This is a genomic window from Arcticibacterium sp. GJ41-1 (assembly GCF_055808875.1).
On the sequence record NZ_CM147888.1, the window covers coordinates 5,156,416 to 5,175,505 of the forward strand.

Below are 19,090 nucleotides of genomic sequence, written 5' to 3' on the forward strand. Positions count from 1 at the left end.
TCTTTTGTAAAAATGCCTTGAGAATAGAGTATTGGTTAAAAAATTATCTGAAATACAATAAAAACACAAATAGGTAAATCCAAAGAATATCTAAAAAATGCCAGTAAGTAGCACAAACTTCAATTTGCACTAAACTCTTAGCGTGAATATGCAATTTAAAAGCGGCCATTAAAGCAAATACTAGAACAATTAAACCACTAAGTAAATGAAATGCATGCAAACCTGTTAGAATATACATAAACGAACCAGACGGGTTACCTTTTAAATATACTCCCGCAGCCTGAAGTTCTTGCCACCCCATATACTGCATCACTAGAAATACCATTCCAAAAACGAAAGTACCCGAAATGAACATTCTTAACTTAGAAAACTCATCTTTTTTAGCCGCCTTAAGTGCGAGATGCATCAAAACACTACTTATCAGCAATACTCCCGTACTCCAATAAAAAACAGCCGGTAACGAAAACTCTACCCAATTTCCTTCTGCCCTTCTTACAAGATAGGCGGAAGTTTGCGATGCGAAAAGCATCAAAATAGTAATAATAAAAAGCCATGTAATAAATTTCCATTTATTTACGCTTAAAACTGGCTTCGCTTCTTGTTTTGAAATTGCCATCATATTTTATCAAGTAAAAACGCGATTTGAACTACAGGTAAATAAATAAAAGAGCCAAACATCAATTGTAATGCCGCTTTATTATCCATTTTCCTCATTAAATGAAAAGTTTGAATCAAAAATAAAACACCAAATAACATAGCTATCATTGCTGAATTTATTCCTGTCATCCCAAGATACATAGGAACCCAGCAAAGTGGTAATAAAACCACTGTATAAATCATTATTTGTATCGCAGAATTAATATTTCTTCCACCAGTTGAAGGTAAAAGTTTAAAACCTGCCTTCTTATAATCATCATCCAGCACCCAAGCTATTGCCCAAAAATGAGGGAACTGCCAGAAAAACTGAATTCCAAAAAGTATACCTGGTTCTAAGCCAAATTGATTAGTTGCAGCCAACCAGCCTATCATCGGCGGGAAAGCTCCTGGTAAAGCACCTACAGCAACTGCAATTGGCCCTTTTCGCTTTAATGGTGTATACACAAAGCCATAGAGTACAAAAGACAAGAAAGAAATCCCTGCAGCCTTTATGTTGAAAAAGTATAACAATAGAAAAATGGCTATTGTCAAACATATCCCACCAAAAACAGCAGCCTCATTTACACTTAATCTACCAGAAGGCAAAGGTCTTCCCTCTGTTCTTGTCATAAGTTTATCCAGATCTATTTCCCAAATTTGGTTCACAATATTTGCGGCTGCAGTTGTTAAAAAAGCAGCAAGAGCAAACAATGCTAAAGAAGCATAGTTAATAACCGTGGCACCTAGCATAAAACCTATAGCACTAGAAAATACTACAGTAGCAGATAACCTAAACTTAGTCAGCTCATAAAAAGCTTTAGCCTTACCACCCATACTCCTTGAAATTACTAATTCGTCCATTTCAGCTAAGCGACTTTTTCGATTTACCAAAAATTAAAAATAATGCATATTGCAAACCTATTATCAATGTTGCCAATGTTAGATGAATAGGTTGAGAGAAAGCAGGTATATCAAAAAAAACTAAAACCCCACCAATTACAAATTCCATTATTACAGACACAAACAACAGATTCAAGATTTTTAAACCACCTTCCTTTAAAACCTTCTTGCCATCTCTAAATAAAATCCAGTGAACGACAAGCAAAATAACCGCCAAAACAATGTGTATATAAAACTTACCTCCTAGCAATGAATCTACCCATTCACTTCTTGGTAAACTTCCAAAAGAAAGATGGTCTACCATCTCCCTAATTTGAGTACCCAAAACTAATTGACCTACACTAAGTATTAGCACTATCAATGTAATAAACCGCAAAGACCTATTTTCTGTCTCTAATCCCTTACCTTCATATTTATAGGCTAAAAACAGTGCATAAATCAAACATAACACTATCACTATCGCTAGCAGCATATGAACCGTTACCAGTCCAGGATGCAACTCGGTAGATACTACTATAGAGCCTAAAAAACCTTGTAAACCAACCAATATAAAGGCGATTAGCGAATACTTTACTATTCCCGTTTTAATTCCCCTATACTCCTTAAATGCCAACAAAAGTGTTATAAAAATAAATATCCCTATCAACACACCTACAAGCCTATTGACATACTCCGTCCAAGTTTTAACGGCACTAAATTCTACCTCTCCTTTTAGCTTTTGACCGAAAACTTCTTGATAATTATCAGGCAATTGCTCTACACTAGTCGGAGGAATCCAAGTACCAAAGCACTTTGGCCAATCCGGACATCCCATTCCAGAGCCAGTAGCCCTTACTATACCTCCAACTAAAATTAGGAAGTACACTGCTACAATAGTAACGATGGCAAATTTCTTATACATCCTTAAACAAAAAGTACGAAGTATAAGGTATTACATCCCAATACTTCGCACTTGGTTAATAAATAATACCTAGAAATTAATCTGGAATATTCTTATCAAATTCAATAGCCTCTATAACTTTTTCTTCTGCGATTAACTCATTCTCCTCAGGTAAGTTAGATTCAGGTGTTGCAGAAAAAGGAACGTTTTGAGGAATAAAATCTCCATCCTCCTGTCCCGGCTTACTATAATCGTAAGGCCATCTATAAACAGTAGGAAGCTCTCCTGGCCAGTTTCCGTGACCCGGATTTACAGGTGTCGTCCACTCCAAAGTATTTGAATTCCATGGGTTAGCAGAAGCCTTTTTACCCCAGAAAATAGAATAAATAAAATTGAATATGAAAATCAACTGAGCTGCAAATGTCAATATGGCTGCAATAGTCATAAAAGCATTCAAATCAGCATATATATTAAATGTATCAAAACCAGACCAAGCATAGTACCTTCTTGGGAAACCAGCTATACCTACGTAATGCATTGGGAAAAACACAGCGTAAACACCAGCGAAAGTAATCCAGAAGTGAATATAACCTAGGCTCTTATTCATCATTCTACCAAACATCTTAGGGAACCAGTGATAAACACCAGCCACCATACCAAATATTGCAGCCGAACCCATTACTAGGTGAAAGTGAGCTACCACAAAGTATGTATCATGTAATTGAATATCTAAAGCAGAGTTTCCAAGTATAATACCTGTTAATCCCCCTGATACGAAGAAAGATACTAGCCCAATAGCAAATAACATTGCAGGAGTAAATATTATATTACCTCTCCATAATGTAGTGATATAGTTAAAGGCCTTTACTGCCGATGGTACAGCAATAATCAAGGTCAATAACATAAACACAGAACCTAAGAAAGGATTCATTCCTGTCATAAACATGTGGTGAGCCCACACAATAAATGCAAGGAACATAATACCAGCCATAGAGAAAATCATTGCCTTATATCCAAATATCGGCTTACGAGCGTTTGTAGCAATAACCTCTGATGCCAAACCTAATGCCGGTAAAATAACAATATAAACCTCAGGGTGTCCTAAGAACCAGAAAAGGTGTTGGAATAAAATCGGGCTACCACCTTGATTAGGTAAAGCGTGTCCGTTAATGTAAATATCAGAAAGGAAGAAACTAGTACCAAAGCTTCTATCAAATATCAAAAGTAAAGCAGCTGATAAAAGAACAGGGAAAGAAAGAATTCCTAAAATAGCCGTGAACATAAATGCCCAAACTGTTAAAGGTAACTTATCAAAGGTCATACCCTTTGTTCTCAAGTTAATGATAGTAGAAACATAGTTTACACCACCTAATAATTGAGATACAATGAAGAGAGCCATAGCTACAAGCCATAAGGTCATCCCTTGTCCAGAGCCCGGATTAGCCTCTGGTAAAGCACTTAGAGGTGGATAAATCACCCAGCTACCACCAGCAGGACCCGTTTCAATAAAAATTGACCAAAACATGATAATACTAGAAACAAAGAAGAACCAGTAAGACAACATGTTAAGAAAACCCGAGGCCATATCTCTTGCTCCAATTTGCAGAGGAATAAGAAAGTTAGAGAATGTTCCACTCAAACCAGCCGTTAGTACAAAGAATACCATAATGGTACCATGCATTGTAACTAATGCCAGATAAAAGTTAGGATCCAATTTCCCTTGAGCATCTATCCATTGACCTAAGAAAGGTTTAAGGAATGTCATATCCATGTCAGGAAAACCTAACTGAAGACGGAAAACCAAAGACATCAAACCACCAATAACAGCCCAAACTATACCTGAAATAAGATACTGTTTAGCAATTATTTTATGATCTTCTGAAAATATGTATTTTCTAATAAAACCAAGCTCATGGTGTTCTTCGTGACCGTGGTCATGAGCGTCTGTATGTGATAAAACCGTTGACATATATCTTATTGAATTAAATCAAATTTTCAAATTATTCTGCTGACTCCTCTACTGTAGCCTCTATTACCTCTACCATTGCATCCGAATCATCTGATTCAATATACTTTAGTGCTCTAGCTTTTAAATTGTCAGGTACCTTCTCTATAAAATCAGGATTCATTGATAAGAAAGGTGTTTGCTCTTTTTTCCAAGCTTCATAGTCTTCAAGCTCATCCACAATTAGTAGCAAACGCATACTAAAATGACCTCTTCCACAAATCTCAGTACAAGCTATTTCGTAATTAAAGTCAGGGTTGTTTAATTCCTTTCTCATATCCTCCGTAGACTTATCAGCTTCAAACCAAAACTTAGTAGGCATTCCTGGCACAGCATCCATTTTCACTCTCATGTGAGGAATAAAAACAGAGTGCAATACATCCCTTGCTCTAATCTTCAATAAAACAGGCTTTCCTTTAGGAATATGTATCTCCGTTGCACTAGTAAAGTCATCAAACGAGTTAGGATCAGAAAAGTCTATTCCGAAAGAATTTGACTTAGCATCATCAATTAAACGATAATCGTAATCTCCTAATTTATTGTCATCTACACCAGGGTATCTTACTTCCCATGCAAACTGGCGACCCATTATTTCAATGACTTCAGCGTCCTCAGGAGCATCATCCATTATTTTATTCCAAACTCGAAGTCCTGAGAATACTAGACCGGCCATAACAATAGCTGGAATAACAGTCCATATAACCTCTAATTTGTTATTATGAGGATAAAACGTAGCCTTATGACCAGCCTTATACTTATACTTAATTGGGAAGTAAAACAATAATGAGTTTACAATAAAGAATGCCACCATTATAACACTCATTGAAACCCAGAACCAAAAATCAGTTTCACGGCCATGAATAGATGAAGCTTCTGGTAAGAAATCCTTTCTTGCATCTAAGAAAGACCAGACCAAACCAACCACTGTAACTATCCAAAATATGAATAAACCAATGGCATTCCAATCATTTGAACTATCCAACTGATGGTCTTCCGTTTCCTCACTTTTACCCTGTACGCCTTTCAACAGGTCTTGTGTTTTTCCAATCACGATTACCGTTAAGGCAACAAACACAAGAGCTAAAATTCCTATTATAATTGTCATATAATTAACTATTCAATCTCCTTTCAGAAATAAATTCAATTAATCTTTTTAATGATTAAATATCGTGATGTAAACTTTCTTCTAAGAATGGGTGATTCTTCGCATACATATTTGCTTTGCTCAATTGCGAGTAAATCACATATATAAAACTACAAGCGAAAACCGTTGTAATACCCAACTCAATCAAACCAATACCTCCTTGATCTTTAGCTATTGCAGGCATAAGCATTTGATAGAAATCAAACCAGTGCCCAACTAGAATGGCCCAACAAGCAATCTTTAAGAATGTATAATTTCTTTTTGAACTTCTAGCCATCAATATTAATAATGGGAACACAAAGTTCAGAACTAAACTAGCATAAAATGGGAATAAGTATCTTCCACCATATCCATGCAAACGCTCTCTAAAATAAATAGTCTCTTCAGGTAAATGAGCATAAAAGATCAAGAAAAACTGACTAAACCACACGTATGTCCAGAAAATTGAGAAACCGAACATTAATTTACCCAAATCTTGAATAGCTGAATCATTAACACCTTTTAAATACCCTTTACTTTTAAGTGTAACGATAACTAACATAATGGCCGCAAGACCTGCCACATGCCAACTAGATAAATGATACCATCCAAACATGGTAGAGAACCAGTGAGCATCTACTGCCATAGATAAATCCCATGCCGCTGTAGAACTTGTAACAGCGAAGAATATCAGAAAGAACTTAGCATAAAGCCTGCTTTTGTTATAATCTTCTAAACTCCCAGAAACATCTTCTAATAAAGAGTATTTTCTAATTTGTTTCCATAAATACCACCATATTACAAAATAAGCCACCAATCTAAACATGTAAAATGGCATATTCAACCACCACGACTTTCCTGCTATAATAGCATCGAAATTATGGCTTAAAGGATCCATTATACCTTCATGAGTCCAGTGCATAATAATATGTCTAGAACCAGGAATGGCCATTAAGATTAAAATAACCGCTGCCGGTATTATCATGAATGCCGGAAGTGCTTCAGGAATTCTTTTAAAAGAAGTATACCAACCTGCCTTAGCTACGTAATTATAAGAGATAAAAAACACCCCAATTACCGAAAGCCCTAAAAAGTAAATTGAGTTCATCCAAAGATTCCCAACAATTCTATTTAATAACGTAGCTTCGTGATGTCCTTCAGCACCATGTTCTGCGGCGGCCCCGTGAGCTGCTTCTGCAGCACCATGAGCATCAACAGCACCATGTGCCTCGTGAGCCCCACCGGCAAACCCGTCAGGACCCCACCATCCCATATTTATCAAAAATACTCCGATAGCCACTAGAGCTACGCCAATAACACCGCCGATTAACAGCTTTCGTTTTAGCTCTGGGGAGAAATCATAAGATTCTTCTACTGAAGGAGTTTCGTGCTTATGAGCCATGTCTAATTCTTATTATTATTCCTTTTACGGAAAAACTTGTTAAATTCTTAAATTAAATTCCTAACTGTAAACGTTGTACATAATGTACAATCTTCCATCTTTCTTCTGGTGTAACCTGCGACGCATGTGGCCACATTCTACCTTTTCCAAAAGTAATGACGTGATAAATATGTCCACCACTTACACTACTTAAAGCATCCGAAGCATAGTTAGGAATACCTTTATACTTTTCAGCTACATTTCCATCACCAGCTCCTTTAGAACCGTGGCAATGCATGCAATTTCTTTGATAAAGAACCTTACCCTCATCTTCAGCATTCTCAGACCAAGGAATTGGATTTACTAAATTAGCCGCAGCCCAATTTAAACTATCCTTAGTCATATTATACATCATCAGGTCATTCAAAACGGTACCATCATCTTGTAAAAAAGATGTTTGATAATTAGTTCTTGCTACTGTTCCTTCTACAGGCTCTCTCATGCTCATTCCATGAGGATTTATGTCATTTGACCTGTATTGCGTTTGAGCCTCATAAGCTGGAGAGTTATACATGTTAGGAGCATACTCCCAACCAGTACTCTCAGTATCATTACAAGAGATCATTGCCACACCTAAAAGCACACAGCCTAATAAGGAAATCGAAAGTTTATTTTTCAAAATATTCATTTCTTCTATTATATCTCTTTAACATTAACCTCTGCCGCACCTGATGCTTTCAAAGCTTCCATAACATCTTCTTCCGAAGCACCACTTTTTTCTAAGTCAATCGCCATTACAAATTTATCATCTGTAATACGTTCGTCGAAAATAACAGGCTTAGAACCTGGATATAAACTTTCCATTCCAAAGAACACAAAGGACATACCATAAGCCGCAAGTAAAACTGTTAATTCAAAAACGATAGGAATATTAGTAGGAAAAGGGACAAAATTCTTTCCTCCAATAATCATTGGCCAATCCCAACCCATAGTCCAAAAAGTAAGTAAGAATGCTAACGAAGTACCAGTGATACCAAACATAAATGCCGGAACACCCATTCTTGCCCTTGAATAACCTAAAGCGGTATCCAAACCATGAATGGCAAATGGAGAGTACACTTCATGAATCTTAATTCCCTTTCCGCGAACATCAGAAACCGCATGTAATACGTCTTCATCATCCTCGTAAACACCCAATATATATTTTTTATTTGCCATTATTGACTTAAAAATTATGCTTAACTATTTATTAGATTTCTTTTCTGATGATGATTTCAACACACCTTTCACCTCTGCCATATTAATAACTGGTAAGAATTTGGCAAACAATAAGAAGCATACAAAGAAGAAACCAAAAGTAAATAAGTAATCACCTATATCACCCATTCTTGGTGTAAAATACGTCCAACTGGAAGGTAGATAATCTCTGTGTAGCGATGTTACGATAATAACGAAACGCTCAAACCACATCCCTATATTTACTACAACCGCAATTACAAAAGATACTACAATACTCTCTCTCATTTTCTTGAACCAGAAAATCTGTGGAGAAAGAACATTACAAGTCATCATAGCTAAATATGACCACCATAATGGCCCCGTTGCTCTATTCACGAAAGCGTAACTTTCGTATTGAACACCAGAATAAGCAGCTATAAAAAACTCTGTTATATAAGCTACCCCTACAATAGACCCTGTAACGGTAATAATCTTATTCATTAAAGAGATATGCTCTATAGTAATGTAGTCTTCTAACTTATAAACCACTCTTACAATAAGCATAAGGTTTTGAACCATGGCAAAACCAGAGAAGATTGCACCTGCCACGAAATATGGAGGGAATATAGTCGTGTGCCATCCCGGAATTACTGAAGTTGCAAAGTCCATTGATACAATTGTGTGTACAGAAAGTACAAGTGGCGTAGATAAACCCGCAAGAATTAAAGAAACATCCTCATATCTCGCCCATGCTCTTGCACCACCAGTCCAACCCATTGCCAAAGCTCCGTAAATGATTTTTCTTAACCCTGTAGCTCTATCTCTAATAGTGGCTAAATCTGGAATAAGACCGATATACCAGAACAATAAAGAAACTGATAAGTAAGTAGAGATGGCGAAAACGTCCCAAACTAATGGAGAGTTAAAGTTAATCCATAAAGAACCAAATGTATTTGGCAAGGGTAAAGCCCAATATGCTAACCATGGTCTACCCATGTGAAAGAAAATGAACGTACCTGCACAAAGTACAGCGAAAATGGTCATGGCTTCTGCCGCTCTATTAATAGAGGTTCTCCATTTTTGACGGAATAATAAAAGAATTGCAGAAATAAGCGTACCAGCGTGACCGATACCAACCCACCATACGAAGTTAGTAATATCCCATGCCCAACCTACGGTTTTATTTAAGCCCCAGTTACCAAGACCATGGAACCATGTTTGGTAAGCCCAATATCCACCGTAAGCCAAGACAGCTAAGGATATACCAAAAACCATCTTCCACTCCTTAGTAGGGTTTCCTTCTACATGTCTGCTTATGTCTTCAGTAATATCATGAAGGGTCTTCCCTCCCGTTACTAAATGTTCTCTAATTGGCGAAACTACTTGCATAATTGCTACCCTTAATAAAAAGAGTTCCTATTATTTTCGTTTAAAAAATTCTTTATTATCCGTGATGCTCTTCTTCAGCATGAGCTTCCGTTTTATGGGAATCTCCATTGTGCAATGAAGCTTTTGCATCTCCTAAGTCCTTATTCCTGATTTTAGTTAAATAACTAACCTGAGGCTGAACATTAATTTCTTCTAAAACATGGAAGGCTCTTCCTTCTTTCTCCGTTTCCAAAGCTTTAGAAATCTTTGAATTTGGATCCATCATGTCACCGAAAGTGATTGCTCCCGTAGGACATGATTGAGAACATGCTGTTTCAATCTCTCCATCAACTGGTCTTCTCTTCTCTTTCTTAGCTACCAATTTACCAGCTTGAATTCTTTGAACACACATAGAACATTTCTCAATAACCCCTCTTGACCTTACGGTTACTTCAGGATTAAGAACCATTCTACCCAATTCATTATTCATGTGGAAATCAAACTGCTCGTTTTCATAATATTTCCACCAGTTGAACCTACGTACTTTATAAGGGCAATTATTAGCACAATATCTTGTACCAACACATCTGTTATAAGTCATTTGATTTAATCCTTCTGAACTGTGCGTAGTAGCCAATACAGGACATACTGTCTCACAAGGTGCATTATTGCAATGCTGACACATCATTGGTTGGAAAACCACTTCTGGATTCTCAGAAGCATCTTCCATCTTTCTAATGTGAGATGGATTGATATTATACGTAGTATCCGCATCCGTACTGTAATAACGGTCTATGCGAATCCAGTGCATTTCACGGGCTCTAGCAACCTCTTTCTTACCTACTACTGAAACGTTATTCTCAGCTTGACAAGAAATCAAACAAGAAGAACATCCCGTACAAGTATTAAGGTCAATCACCATTCCCCAGCTATGGTTCTTTTTCTCATGACCATCCCAAAGGCTGATAGAATATGGTTTAACAGGGCCCTCTGAAGTTGCAATCATAGGCTCGAATCTTCCAGCCTTATTGTTCTTCACATACTCACTAAGAACAGATTCCTGCACAACAGCTTTACGACCCATTACGGTTTCGTGCGTCTGTGTTTGAGCTAGTGTATAACCTGATTTTGTTTTCTCAATTGTAGCATTTGATGTCCAGTTCACACCATTAGTAAATGGAATTGGATTTGCTCCAACATTTCCACATTTACCAGCTGCAGTTCTACCAAAACCTTTTGCTACAGAGATAGTTTGATGAGCTTGACCTGGCTGAATTAACACAGGTAACTCAATACTATAATCACCAACAGTCAATTTAGCCCAATCGCCTTTTTCAAGACCTTGCTCATTTGCTGTTTTTTGAGATATGTTTAATGTATTTTCCCAAGTAACCTTTGTAATTGGATCTGGTAATTCTAACAACCAAGGATTGTTAGCCTGAGAACCATCACCCATTCCAATCGCTTCAAAAACACTTACTTCTAAACCAGAAGCTTTCTTAGAAGCTATACTTGCAGCCGCAGCTCCAAGGTTACCAGAGAAGGTAACATTTTCTGTACTTAACGCCTCACTAGTTTCTAACACACCATCATGAAGTGCAGAAACCCAAGACTTACCACTTAGAATATTATTCTTCCAATTGGCTTTTAAGTATTTATGATAATCACCATCTAAACCTGCCCAAGTCAATAAACTTGATTCAGCCTGACGTGTATTAAATATCAAAGAAATGGTTGGTTGCTGCAAAGAATATGAACCTGTATAAGGAGAAGCATCTCCCCAAGACTCCAAGAAATGAGGAGCAGGTGCTACATATTTACAAACAGCAGCTGTTTCATCAACTCTACTAGCAAAAGAAACCGAAGTTTTCACTTTACCGATTAAAGTAGCCCATTCAGAACCATTTGGTAAGTTAAAAACTGGATTAGCATCTAATATTATAAGTGCATCAACACTACCAGACTTCAGTTCAGAAGCTAGTGCAGCTACATCAGCATCATTACCTTGACGTGTATTATTCGCATTTGCAAGGCTAATCGTATTTCCATAATTTCCTAAGAAACTATTGATTCCGTTAACCACCGTTTGAATAGCAGTATCATTAGAACCAGAAACAACTAAAGACGCTCCATTCGCAGCTTTTAAGTCAGCCACACATTTATCTAAAATCTTAGAACTAACAGACGAATTCCCAATTGTATTTCCTGTCAACTTATTATAAAGAGCTACAAGAAAGGCACCCTCTTCAGATGGCTTTATCATATCCCTATAATCAGCAGCAGAACCTGTAATAGTCATACCAGTTTCAAACTGATAGTGACGAGACATTGTTTGCTTGCCATCTTTTCCACTTACAAGCTTACGTCCTTCTGCCCATTGAGCAGAATGCTGAATAGAAGAAAGCCAATTACCTAAGAAATCACAATTAACACCAACAATAACTTTTGCTTTTGAAAAGTCATAAGTTGGCACAATCGCCTTCCCGAAAGAACTAGAGTTTGCTTCAATCATGCCAGAAACCGATGAAACATCGTATGACACGTGCTTAGTAGAAGGATATTTTGCTGAGAAATCAGCAATAACCCTTTTAGCTGTTGGAGATACTATAGATGAAGAAAGGATTCTAACATTAGAAGCTGATGACAAACCTGCCATAACTTCTTTATCTAAATCTTCCCAAGAAATCTCAGCTTCACCTTTTTGAGGCCCACGAAGTTTATCATTATCATATAAAGATAAAACAGACGCATGAACCCTAGCACTCATTCCACCACGAGTAACTTTTGAAAGCTTATTACCTTCAATTTTTATAGGTCTACCCTCAACTGTCTTTACAAGAATACTTGCATAATCTCCACCTTGAGCATAAGTTGAAGCAAAGTAGTTAGGAATTCCCGGCTCTACAGATTCCGGCTTTTTTAAATAAGGAATAGTCTTTCTAACTGGAGCATCACAAGCAGCCAAAGAAACTGCAGCAACACCAAAGCCAAGCATTTTCAAGAAATCTCTTCTATGCGTTCCGCCTTCAATATCTTCTAAGTTAAACTCGCTATCAGCGTTTTTAACTACTTCGATATCGTTACGATACTCTTCTATCCCTTTCCAATACCTTTTAGTAGTATTTTCCATTAGTCTTTGTATTTCCCCTTACAGGTTTATCTAAAGTAATCTTATTAGATTAATATTTTAATAATGACATCTAGCACATTCTAGACCACCAATATCTTCCACTTTCATACCTCCTACTGAGGTAGCATCATGAGCCTCTACTAGCTTGTCATAATACTCATTTCCTTTTGAGTTAACGTCTGTTTGTCTGTGACAATCAATACACCAACCCATAGTCAAAGTATGCCTCTGTTCCACAACCTCCATTGTGTTAATTTCACCATGGCAATTTTCACAATCCAAATCAGCTACGTTAGTATGCTGTGAGTGATTGAAATAAGCCAAATCAGGTAAATTATGAACTCTTACCCACTCAATCGGCGTATCCGTCTCAAGAGCAGTATATATCTTTTGAATTTCTGGAGAACCTTGCTTAATACTATTATGGCAGTTCATACAAATACTAGCAGAAGGAATTCCCGCTTGTTTTCCTTTGTAAACACCAGTATGACAATAAGAGCAATCTATTTCCATATCTCCAGCGTGAAGCTTGTGAGAGAAAGGAATTGGCTGTGTTGGTGCATATCCTTGATGAACACCAATACCATAAAGACCATCAAATGTTGCCTTCGCCCCAAAAAGAAGGAACAAAACAATGATAGCACTTCTAACTGTTGAGTTTTGGAAAACAACTTTTAAAGAGTCTCCTATTTGCTCGCCAAGCCCTCTTGTATCAATTTCCGCTCCTTCTCCTTTAGACAATTTAGATAACAAGTTCAAAATAGCTATTAAAGCTACTAGAACAAGACCCATTAGAAGAAGAAGAGCAACTATTATAATATTGAAGAAACCACCCTGCTGCGAATCATCAGCACCAGCAGTAGCAGCACCCGCGGCCACCTCTGCAACTGGAGCAGCTGCATTCGCTTGATTGATGTAAGTTAACAAGCCTTGAATTTCAGCATCTCCAAAACCAGGAAAAGCTGTCATTTGAGTCTTGTTGTATTCTTCATACAAATCAACTGCGTATTGGTCTCCGCTTGCTATAACAGCAGCCGGATTATTAATCCATGATTTTATCCAATCATAATCTTTCCTTTCATCGATACCCTTAAGGCCAGGACCTACTACTACATCTGCACCATAAGAGTGACAGGCTGCACAGTTATTCTTAAATATTTTCTCACCCAAGGCAGCATCGCCCTCTTGCCCAAACGAAAGGGTAATGGTAGATAAAGAAATAAATAATAGAAGAAGCGGTCTTATATGCGTTTTGAACATATTCTATTATTGACGGTGTTTTTGTTTTGAGAGTGCAAATCTAGCCACGTAAAGAGTTCCATCAAAAAAGAATTTTGTTTTTTTCTATGGGTTTAGTCAATTTAGAACAATTATAAACAAAAACCTAATTGATTGATAAACAATAGATTAAATAAAAAATACCACTCCAAAAACCCTGCTAATCAGAACTTTAGGAATGGTATTTTAGTAAGAAGTTAAAAGCAAGCAATTTGCTATCTAACTGAATTAAGAGGTCTCGAGCGGATTCGAACCGCTGTACATGGTTTTGCAGACCACTGCCTAGCCACTCGGCCACGAGACCATATTTTGTTATTTCTAACTGGCAACAAAACTACAATTGGCGTGCCAAATTGCCAATTATTTTTGAAAAATAAGACTGGAAATTTTCCAGCCTTATTTTCTATATCTAAAAGATTACTCTGCTGAGTCTTCTTTCTTCTTTTTTGGAGCTGCTTTAGCTTTCTTAGGAGCTTCCATTTCTTCTTTCAAAGCTGCTAAGGCTGATAAATCACCCAAAGTTGACTTCTCTGAAGACTGTGTAGAAGAAGCCTTAGATTGGCTAGCCTTTTTCTTTGGCTTAGCTACCACCTCGTCAGCAGAACCATCCCAAGTCTTAGAGTGAGAAAGAATAATTCTCTTCTCGTCCTTATTGAATTCAGTTACAACAAAAGTAAGTTTCTCACCTATTTCTGCCATAGAACCATCCTCTTTAGCAAGGTTCTTCAATCCAGCAGCACCTTCGATTCCGTAAGGAAGCTCAAGAGCAGCTAATTTATCAGAAGTAGAAATGATAGTACACTCATGCTTAGTTCCTACATCAAAAGTACCTTCGAAAGCATCCCAAGGATTCTCTTCTAAGTGCTTATGAGAAAGAGCCAATCTTCTATTGTCACCATCTAATTCAAGAACAATAACCTCAAGCTCATCTCCAATCTTAACAAAGTCAGATGGGTGCTTGATTTTCTTAGTCCAAGAAAGGTCAGAAACGTGAACTAAACCATCAATACCTTCTTCCAATTCTAAGAATAGACCAAAGTTAGTAAGGTTACGAACAGTTCCTTTATGCGTAGTACCTACAGCATATTTGCTTAGTAAGTCTTGCTTAGTCCAAGGATCTTCAGCTAGTTGCTTAATACCCAATGACATTTTTCTTTCTTCTTTGTCCATTGTCAAGATTACCGCATCAATCTCATCTCCAATTTTAAGGAAATCAGAAGGATTACGTAAATGCTGAGACCAAGACATTTCAGAAACGTGAATCAAACCTTCTACACCTGGGTGTATTTCAAGGAATGCTCCATAATCTGCAAGATTAACAATTTTACCTTTAACAGCAGAACCAACTTCAAGACTTGTTTCAAGTGCATCCCATGGATGACTTTGAAGTTGTTTCATACCTAGAGAAATACGTTTCTTGTCTTCATCAAAGTCAAGAACAACAACGTTGATTTTCTCATCAAGGTTAAGTACCTCATTCGGGTGATTAACACGTCCCCAAGAGATGTCTGTAATGTGCAATAAGCCATCAACACCACCAAGATCAATAAATACACCGAAGTTTGTAATATTTTTAACAACACCTTCTAGAACCTGACCTTTCTCAAGGTTAGTCAAGATTTGCTGACGTTGTTTTTCAAGGTCTTTCTCAATAAGTACTTTATGAGAAACAACCACATTATCATTAGTATGATTAATCTTAACAACTTTAACTTCCATTTGTTTATTAACAAATACGTCAAAGTCTCTAATAGGCTTCACATCAATTTGCGAACCTGGCAAGAATGCCTCAATACCATGAATATCAACAATAAGACCACCTTTGGTACGTCTTTTTACCAAAGCGTCCATGATTTCATCATTCTCAAAAGCTTTCTCGATGTTACTCCAAGCTGTAAGTATTCTCGCTTTCTTACGAGAGATCACTAACTGACCTAAAGCATCTTCTTGTTTCTCTATAAATACCTCAACAGTATCACCTGCTTTCAAATCTGGCAAATCTCTAAACTCAGATCTAGAAACAATACCGTCAGACTTAAATCCAATATTTAATAATACCTCACGAGCAGTAACACCTACTACTGTAGCTGTAACCACATCTTTCTCTTCAATAGTAGTTAGAGTTTCCTCATACACTTTTGAAAGTTCTGCAGTTTCTTCAGCAGAGTAACCACTACCAATACCTTTCTTTGAGACTCTGTCCCAATCAAATTCTGGAAATTCTTGATTATCCATATATCTTATTCTCAGCCTTTTGCTACATCAACAACACAGGCCTCATGCTGTTGAAATTAATTAAAAATGAACGTCCTTTTAAAAAGGACTGCAAAAGTAAGAATTTGAGTTCGATAATCAAATAGGTAATGAAGAATAAACTTAAGCAAGTTTGCTTTTCCCTAAGTACGGGGCCCAATTCTCCCCAACCTTGCCTGAGAAGTTCCTTAAAAACATAACAAAAGTTGGTTTAAAGGGCTTTTTATTCAGTGGCATTCCCGCTTCTTCAGGTGTATTATTACCTTTACGACCATTGCAAGATCTACAGGCAGCCACTAGGTTTACCCAGTTAGTTTTACCTCCTCGTGATTTTGGAATTACATGGTCTAAGGTTAAATCTTTCCTTTTCCCACAGTAAACGCATTCGTTTCCATCTCTTTTAAAAACGTTTTGCCTATTAAGCACCACACCTTTATAAGGAACCTTGACGTAATTATTTAATTTGATAACCGACGGAAGAGGATAAGATACAGAAACGGTTCTCAGTTGAGCCTTATCATCATCTTTAAGAAGCTCGGCTTTGTTAAGATAAACCAACAAAAAAGCCTTTGGAACGGTACAAACCGTGATGGCACTGTAATCAGCATTGAGAACTAGTACTTTCCGGCTCATTTAGCTTGTAAGTAATTGAAAATGATGCAACGAAGTTAATGATTTTAGTCAAAAATCAAAGCCACTGCACCAACTCTTTACCGAAAAGTAATATTAAGCTAAAACTTTCTACTCTCCTGTCTTTCAGTATCTCTAGATTTGATACTCTCTCTTTTATCGTATAGCTTCTTTCCTTTTGCTAAAGCTATGTTCAATTTTGCCAAGCCTTTATCACTGATAAAAAGTCTAGTGGGAATAATAGTAAGTCCCACATCCTTAAGTTTATTCTCTATTTTCTTAAGTTCTTTTCGCTGCAATAATAGCTTACGCTCCCTGAGAGGCTCATGATTATAGTGTGTTCCAAACTCATAAGGAGAAATATGAAGGTTTTTAATAAACAACTCGCCATTGGTGATATAACAATGGGCGTCTGAAATATTGGCCTTACCCATTCTTATGGATTTCATCTCGGTACCTCTTAAAACAATACCTGCAGTAAAGGTGTCAATGAATTGATATTCAAAAGATGCCTTCCTATTCTTAATCTCTACTTTGTTACTAATATTACTTGCCATAGTGTTGGGGAAATTTTGCAAAGCTATAAAAATAAAATCCCTGCCTCAATTTTAGTGACAGGGATTCCGACTTACGTGCTTTCCTAATAATCCATGTGCATCACGCGAACGTGAAACAAAGCGGATTAAACTTTCATGAGCCTTAACAACTCAAATATTTTTTAGTGTGTGACGTCTAGGCAACAAATGTATATACTCCTCGTCTATTTTCCAACACTTTTAAAATTTCAATTTCATTTATCTGAAATGCTATAAACGGCGTACATACAGCAATTTGTCAGATTCGGATAGTCTAGTTACGAATACTGTGCCAATATAACTTCATGAAACTATTTTACATCTTCGAAAAAATATTGAAATAAAATTAATATTATTTTAACCTTAAAACCAGAGGTTTACAAAATACATCTATGTTTATTTATTTCTTATATTTAATTTTGGCACGTCAACTTAGACAACATCAAACAAAAGAACAAATTTGCTAGACAGTCAATTATTCTCTACTTCTCAGAAAAAAGAAAAATGCATCATTGTAGGTGTAATAAATAAAGACCAAAACGCGGAAAAGACTAAAGAATACCTAGACGAATTGGCTTTTTTAGCTAGAACCGCTGGTGTTACTTGCAAGAAAACGTTTGTGCAAAAGCTTCCGAAACCAGACAATAAGACTTTTGTAGGTAAAGGAAAACTAGAAGAAATACAAACGTGGTTAGAAGCAAACCCTGTAGACTCTATAATCTTTGATGACGACCTAACTCCTTCTCAAGTAAGAAACCTTGAGGCAAGTTTTAGCGAAACCAAAGTATTAGACCGAAGTCTTCTTATACTAAACATATTTTCTCAAAGAGCTAAATCAGACCAAGCCAAAAGACAGGTAGAGCTGGCTCAATACCAATATCTATATCCTAGGTTAACTAGAATGTGGACTCACCTTAGTAAGCAGAAAGGTGGCGTGGGTATGCGTGGACCTGGTGAGAAAGAACTAGAAACAGATAAAAGGATAGTTAAAGACAGAATATCTTTCTTAAAAAAGAAGCTTGAGAAAATTGACAAAAGAGCCTTAACTCAAAGAAAAGAAAGAAACAGACTGGTGAGAGTAGCTCTAGTAGGTTATACCAATGTTGGGAAATCTACCTTAATGCGAGTTCTGGCCAAAACTGATGTTTTTGCGGAGAATAAGCTTTTTGCTACTATAGACTCCACCGTTAGAAAGATTGTTCTAGGGAATATCCCTTTTCTTTTGACGGATACAGTAGGGTTTATCAGAAAATTGCCTACAACCCTTGTAGCTTCTTTTAAGTCAACATTGGACGAGATTAGAGAGGCTGATATACTGCTCCATGTAGTAGATATTTCTCACAAGTCTTTTGAAGAGCATATAGATGTGGTAAATGGAACACTAGCCGACATTGGAGCTGCCGACAAGCCAACTATTCTTATTTTTAATAAACTAGATTTATATCAAGCTGAATCTGAAGAAGGTCTGGATGCTCATTTAGCCACCGAAGAAGATTTAGAAAAAAATCTGGAACGACTTAAGTCTAGCTATTTGGCAAAGAACATGGAGAATGTGGTTTTTGTATCTGCCAGTAAGAAAGAAAACTTGAAGGAATTAAGAAAAAACCTTCTTGACCTACTTACCAGCAAGCATTTTGCTATATATCCTAACTGGGACCCAAAACAGAATCCATTATACGACTGGCAAGGACATCAAGATACCGAAGAATAAAA

General features: G+C 36.9%; 15 protein-coding genes and 1 tRNA gene. 1 reads left to right on the top strand and 15 read right to left on the bottom strand.

Annotated elements, in window-relative coordinates:
* Positions 1–43: 43 nt before the first annotated feature.
* The 15 genes from AC0L6O_RS21385 to smpB form a co-directional block, all read right to left on the bottom strand.
* Positions 44–616 carry a cytochrome c oxidase subunit 3 gene (locus tag AC0L6O_RS21385; RefSeq protein ID WP_473308555.1) on the bottom strand — a complete coding sequence of 191 codons (573 nt, stop codon included), beginning with the start codon at positions 614–616 and terminating at the stop codon, positions 44–46.
* The gene (cyoE, locus tag AC0L6O_RS21390) at positions 616–1,497 is read right to left on the bottom strand and encodes a heme o synthase (protein WP_473305239.1); all 882 of its coding nucleotides are present in this window, start codon (positions 1,495–1,497) and stop codon (positions 616–618) included. Before cyoE ends, AC0L6O_RS21385 begins: the two co-directional genes overlap by 1 nt.
* A 1-nt stretch (position 1,498) precedes the next feature.
* Positions 1,499–2,437: a COX15/CtaA family protein gene (locus AC0L6O_RS21395; protein ID WP_473305240.1), complete on the bottom strand. Its 939-nt coding sequence runs from the start codon at positions 2,435–2,437 to the stop codon at positions 1,499–1,501.
* A 76-nt stretch (positions 2,438–2,513) separates the two neighbouring features.
* On the bottom strand, positions 2,514–4,385 hold the full coding sequence (locus tag AC0L6O_RS21400) for a cytochrome c oxidase subunit I (protein WP_473305242.1): 1,872 nt from the start codon (positions 4,383–4,385) through the stop codon (positions 2,514–2,516).
* Between the two features lie 31 nt (positions 4,386–4,416).
* A complete protein-coding gene (locus AC0L6O_RS21405) occupies positions 4,417–5,526 on the bottom strand; it encodes a cytochrome c oxidase subunit II (RefSeq protein WP_473305244.1) in 1,110 nt (369 codons plus the stop codon).
* A gap of 55 nt (positions 5,527–5,581) precedes the next feature.
* Complete coding sequence (locus AC0L6O_RS21410) at positions 5,582–6,946, bottom strand: quinol:cytochrome C oxidoreductase (RefSeq protein WP_473305246.1); 1,365 nt, start codon at positions 6,944–6,946, stop codon at positions 5,582–5,584.
* 52 nt (positions 6,947–6,998) lie between these two features.
* Positions 6,999–7,613, bottom strand: a complete 615-nt coding sequence (locus AC0L6O_RS21415; protein ID WP_473305247.1) for a c-type cytochrome — start codon at positions 7,611–7,613, stop codon at positions 6,999–7,001.
* Between the two features lie 8 nt (positions 7,614–7,621).
* A complete protein-coding gene (locus AC0L6O_RS21420; protein ID WP_341227723.1) occupies positions 7,622–8,143 on the bottom strand; it encodes a DUF3341 domain-containing protein in 522 nt (173 codons plus the stop codon).
* A 24-nt stretch (positions 8,144–8,167) separates the two neighbouring features.
* Positions 8,168–9,532 (bottom strand): NrfD/PsrC family molybdoenzyme membrane anchor subunit, encoded by a 1,365-nt coding sequence (gene nrfD / locus AC0L6O_RS21425; RefSeq protein ID WP_473305249.1) that lies wholly within the window; start codon positions 9,530–9,532, stop codon positions 8,168–8,170.
* A gap of 55 nt (positions 9,533–9,587) precedes the next feature.
* The gene (locus AC0L6O_RS21430) at positions 9,588–12,641 is read right to left on the bottom strand and encodes a TAT-variant-translocated molybdopterin oxidoreductase (protein ID WP_473305250.1); all 3,054 of its coding nucleotides are present in this window, start codon (positions 12,639–12,641) and stop codon (positions 9,588–9,590) included.
* A gap of 57 nt (positions 12,642–12,698) precedes the next feature.
* Positions 12,699–13,901: a c-type cytochrome gene (locus AC0L6O_RS21435; protein WP_473305251.1), complete on the bottom strand. Its 1,203-nt coding sequence runs from the start codon at positions 13,899–13,901 to the stop codon at positions 12,699–12,701.
* Between the two features lie 251 nt (positions 13,902–14,152).
* Positions 14,153–14,223: transfer RNA gene (locus AC0L6O_RS21440), tRNA-Cys, on the bottom strand.
* A 113-nt stretch (positions 14,224–14,336) separates the two neighbouring features.
* Positions 14,337–16,154 (bottom strand): 30S ribosomal protein S1, encoded by a 1,818-nt coding sequence (rpsA, locus tag AC0L6O_RS21445; protein ID WP_473305253.1) that lies wholly within the window; start codon positions 16,152–16,154, stop codon positions 14,337–14,339.
* Positions 16,155–16,295: 141 nt separating this feature from the next.
* The gene (locus AC0L6O_RS21450; protein ID WP_473305254.1) at positions 16,296–16,805 is read right to left on the bottom strand and encodes an HNH endonuclease; all 510 of its coding nucleotides are present in this window, start codon (positions 16,803–16,805) and stop codon (positions 16,296–16,298) included.
* Between the two features lie 98 nt (positions 16,806–16,903).
* The gene (smpB, locus tag AC0L6O_RS21455) at positions 16,904–17,359 is read right to left on the bottom strand and encodes an SsrA-binding protein SmpB (protein WP_473305255.1); all 456 of its coding nucleotides are present in this window, start codon (positions 17,357–17,359) and stop codon (positions 16,904–16,906) included.
* A 526-nt stretch (positions 17,360–17,885) separates the two neighbouring features.
* Between smpB and hflX the strand changes: the two genes are divergently transcribed.
* The gene (gene hflX, locus AC0L6O_RS21460) at positions 17,886–19,088 is read left to right on the top strand and encodes a GTPase HflX (protein ID WP_473308556.1); all 1,203 of its coding nucleotides are present in this window, start codon (positions 17,886–17,888) and stop codon (positions 19,086–19,088) included.
* The last annotated feature ends 2 nt before the right edge of the window (positions 19,089–19,090 follow it).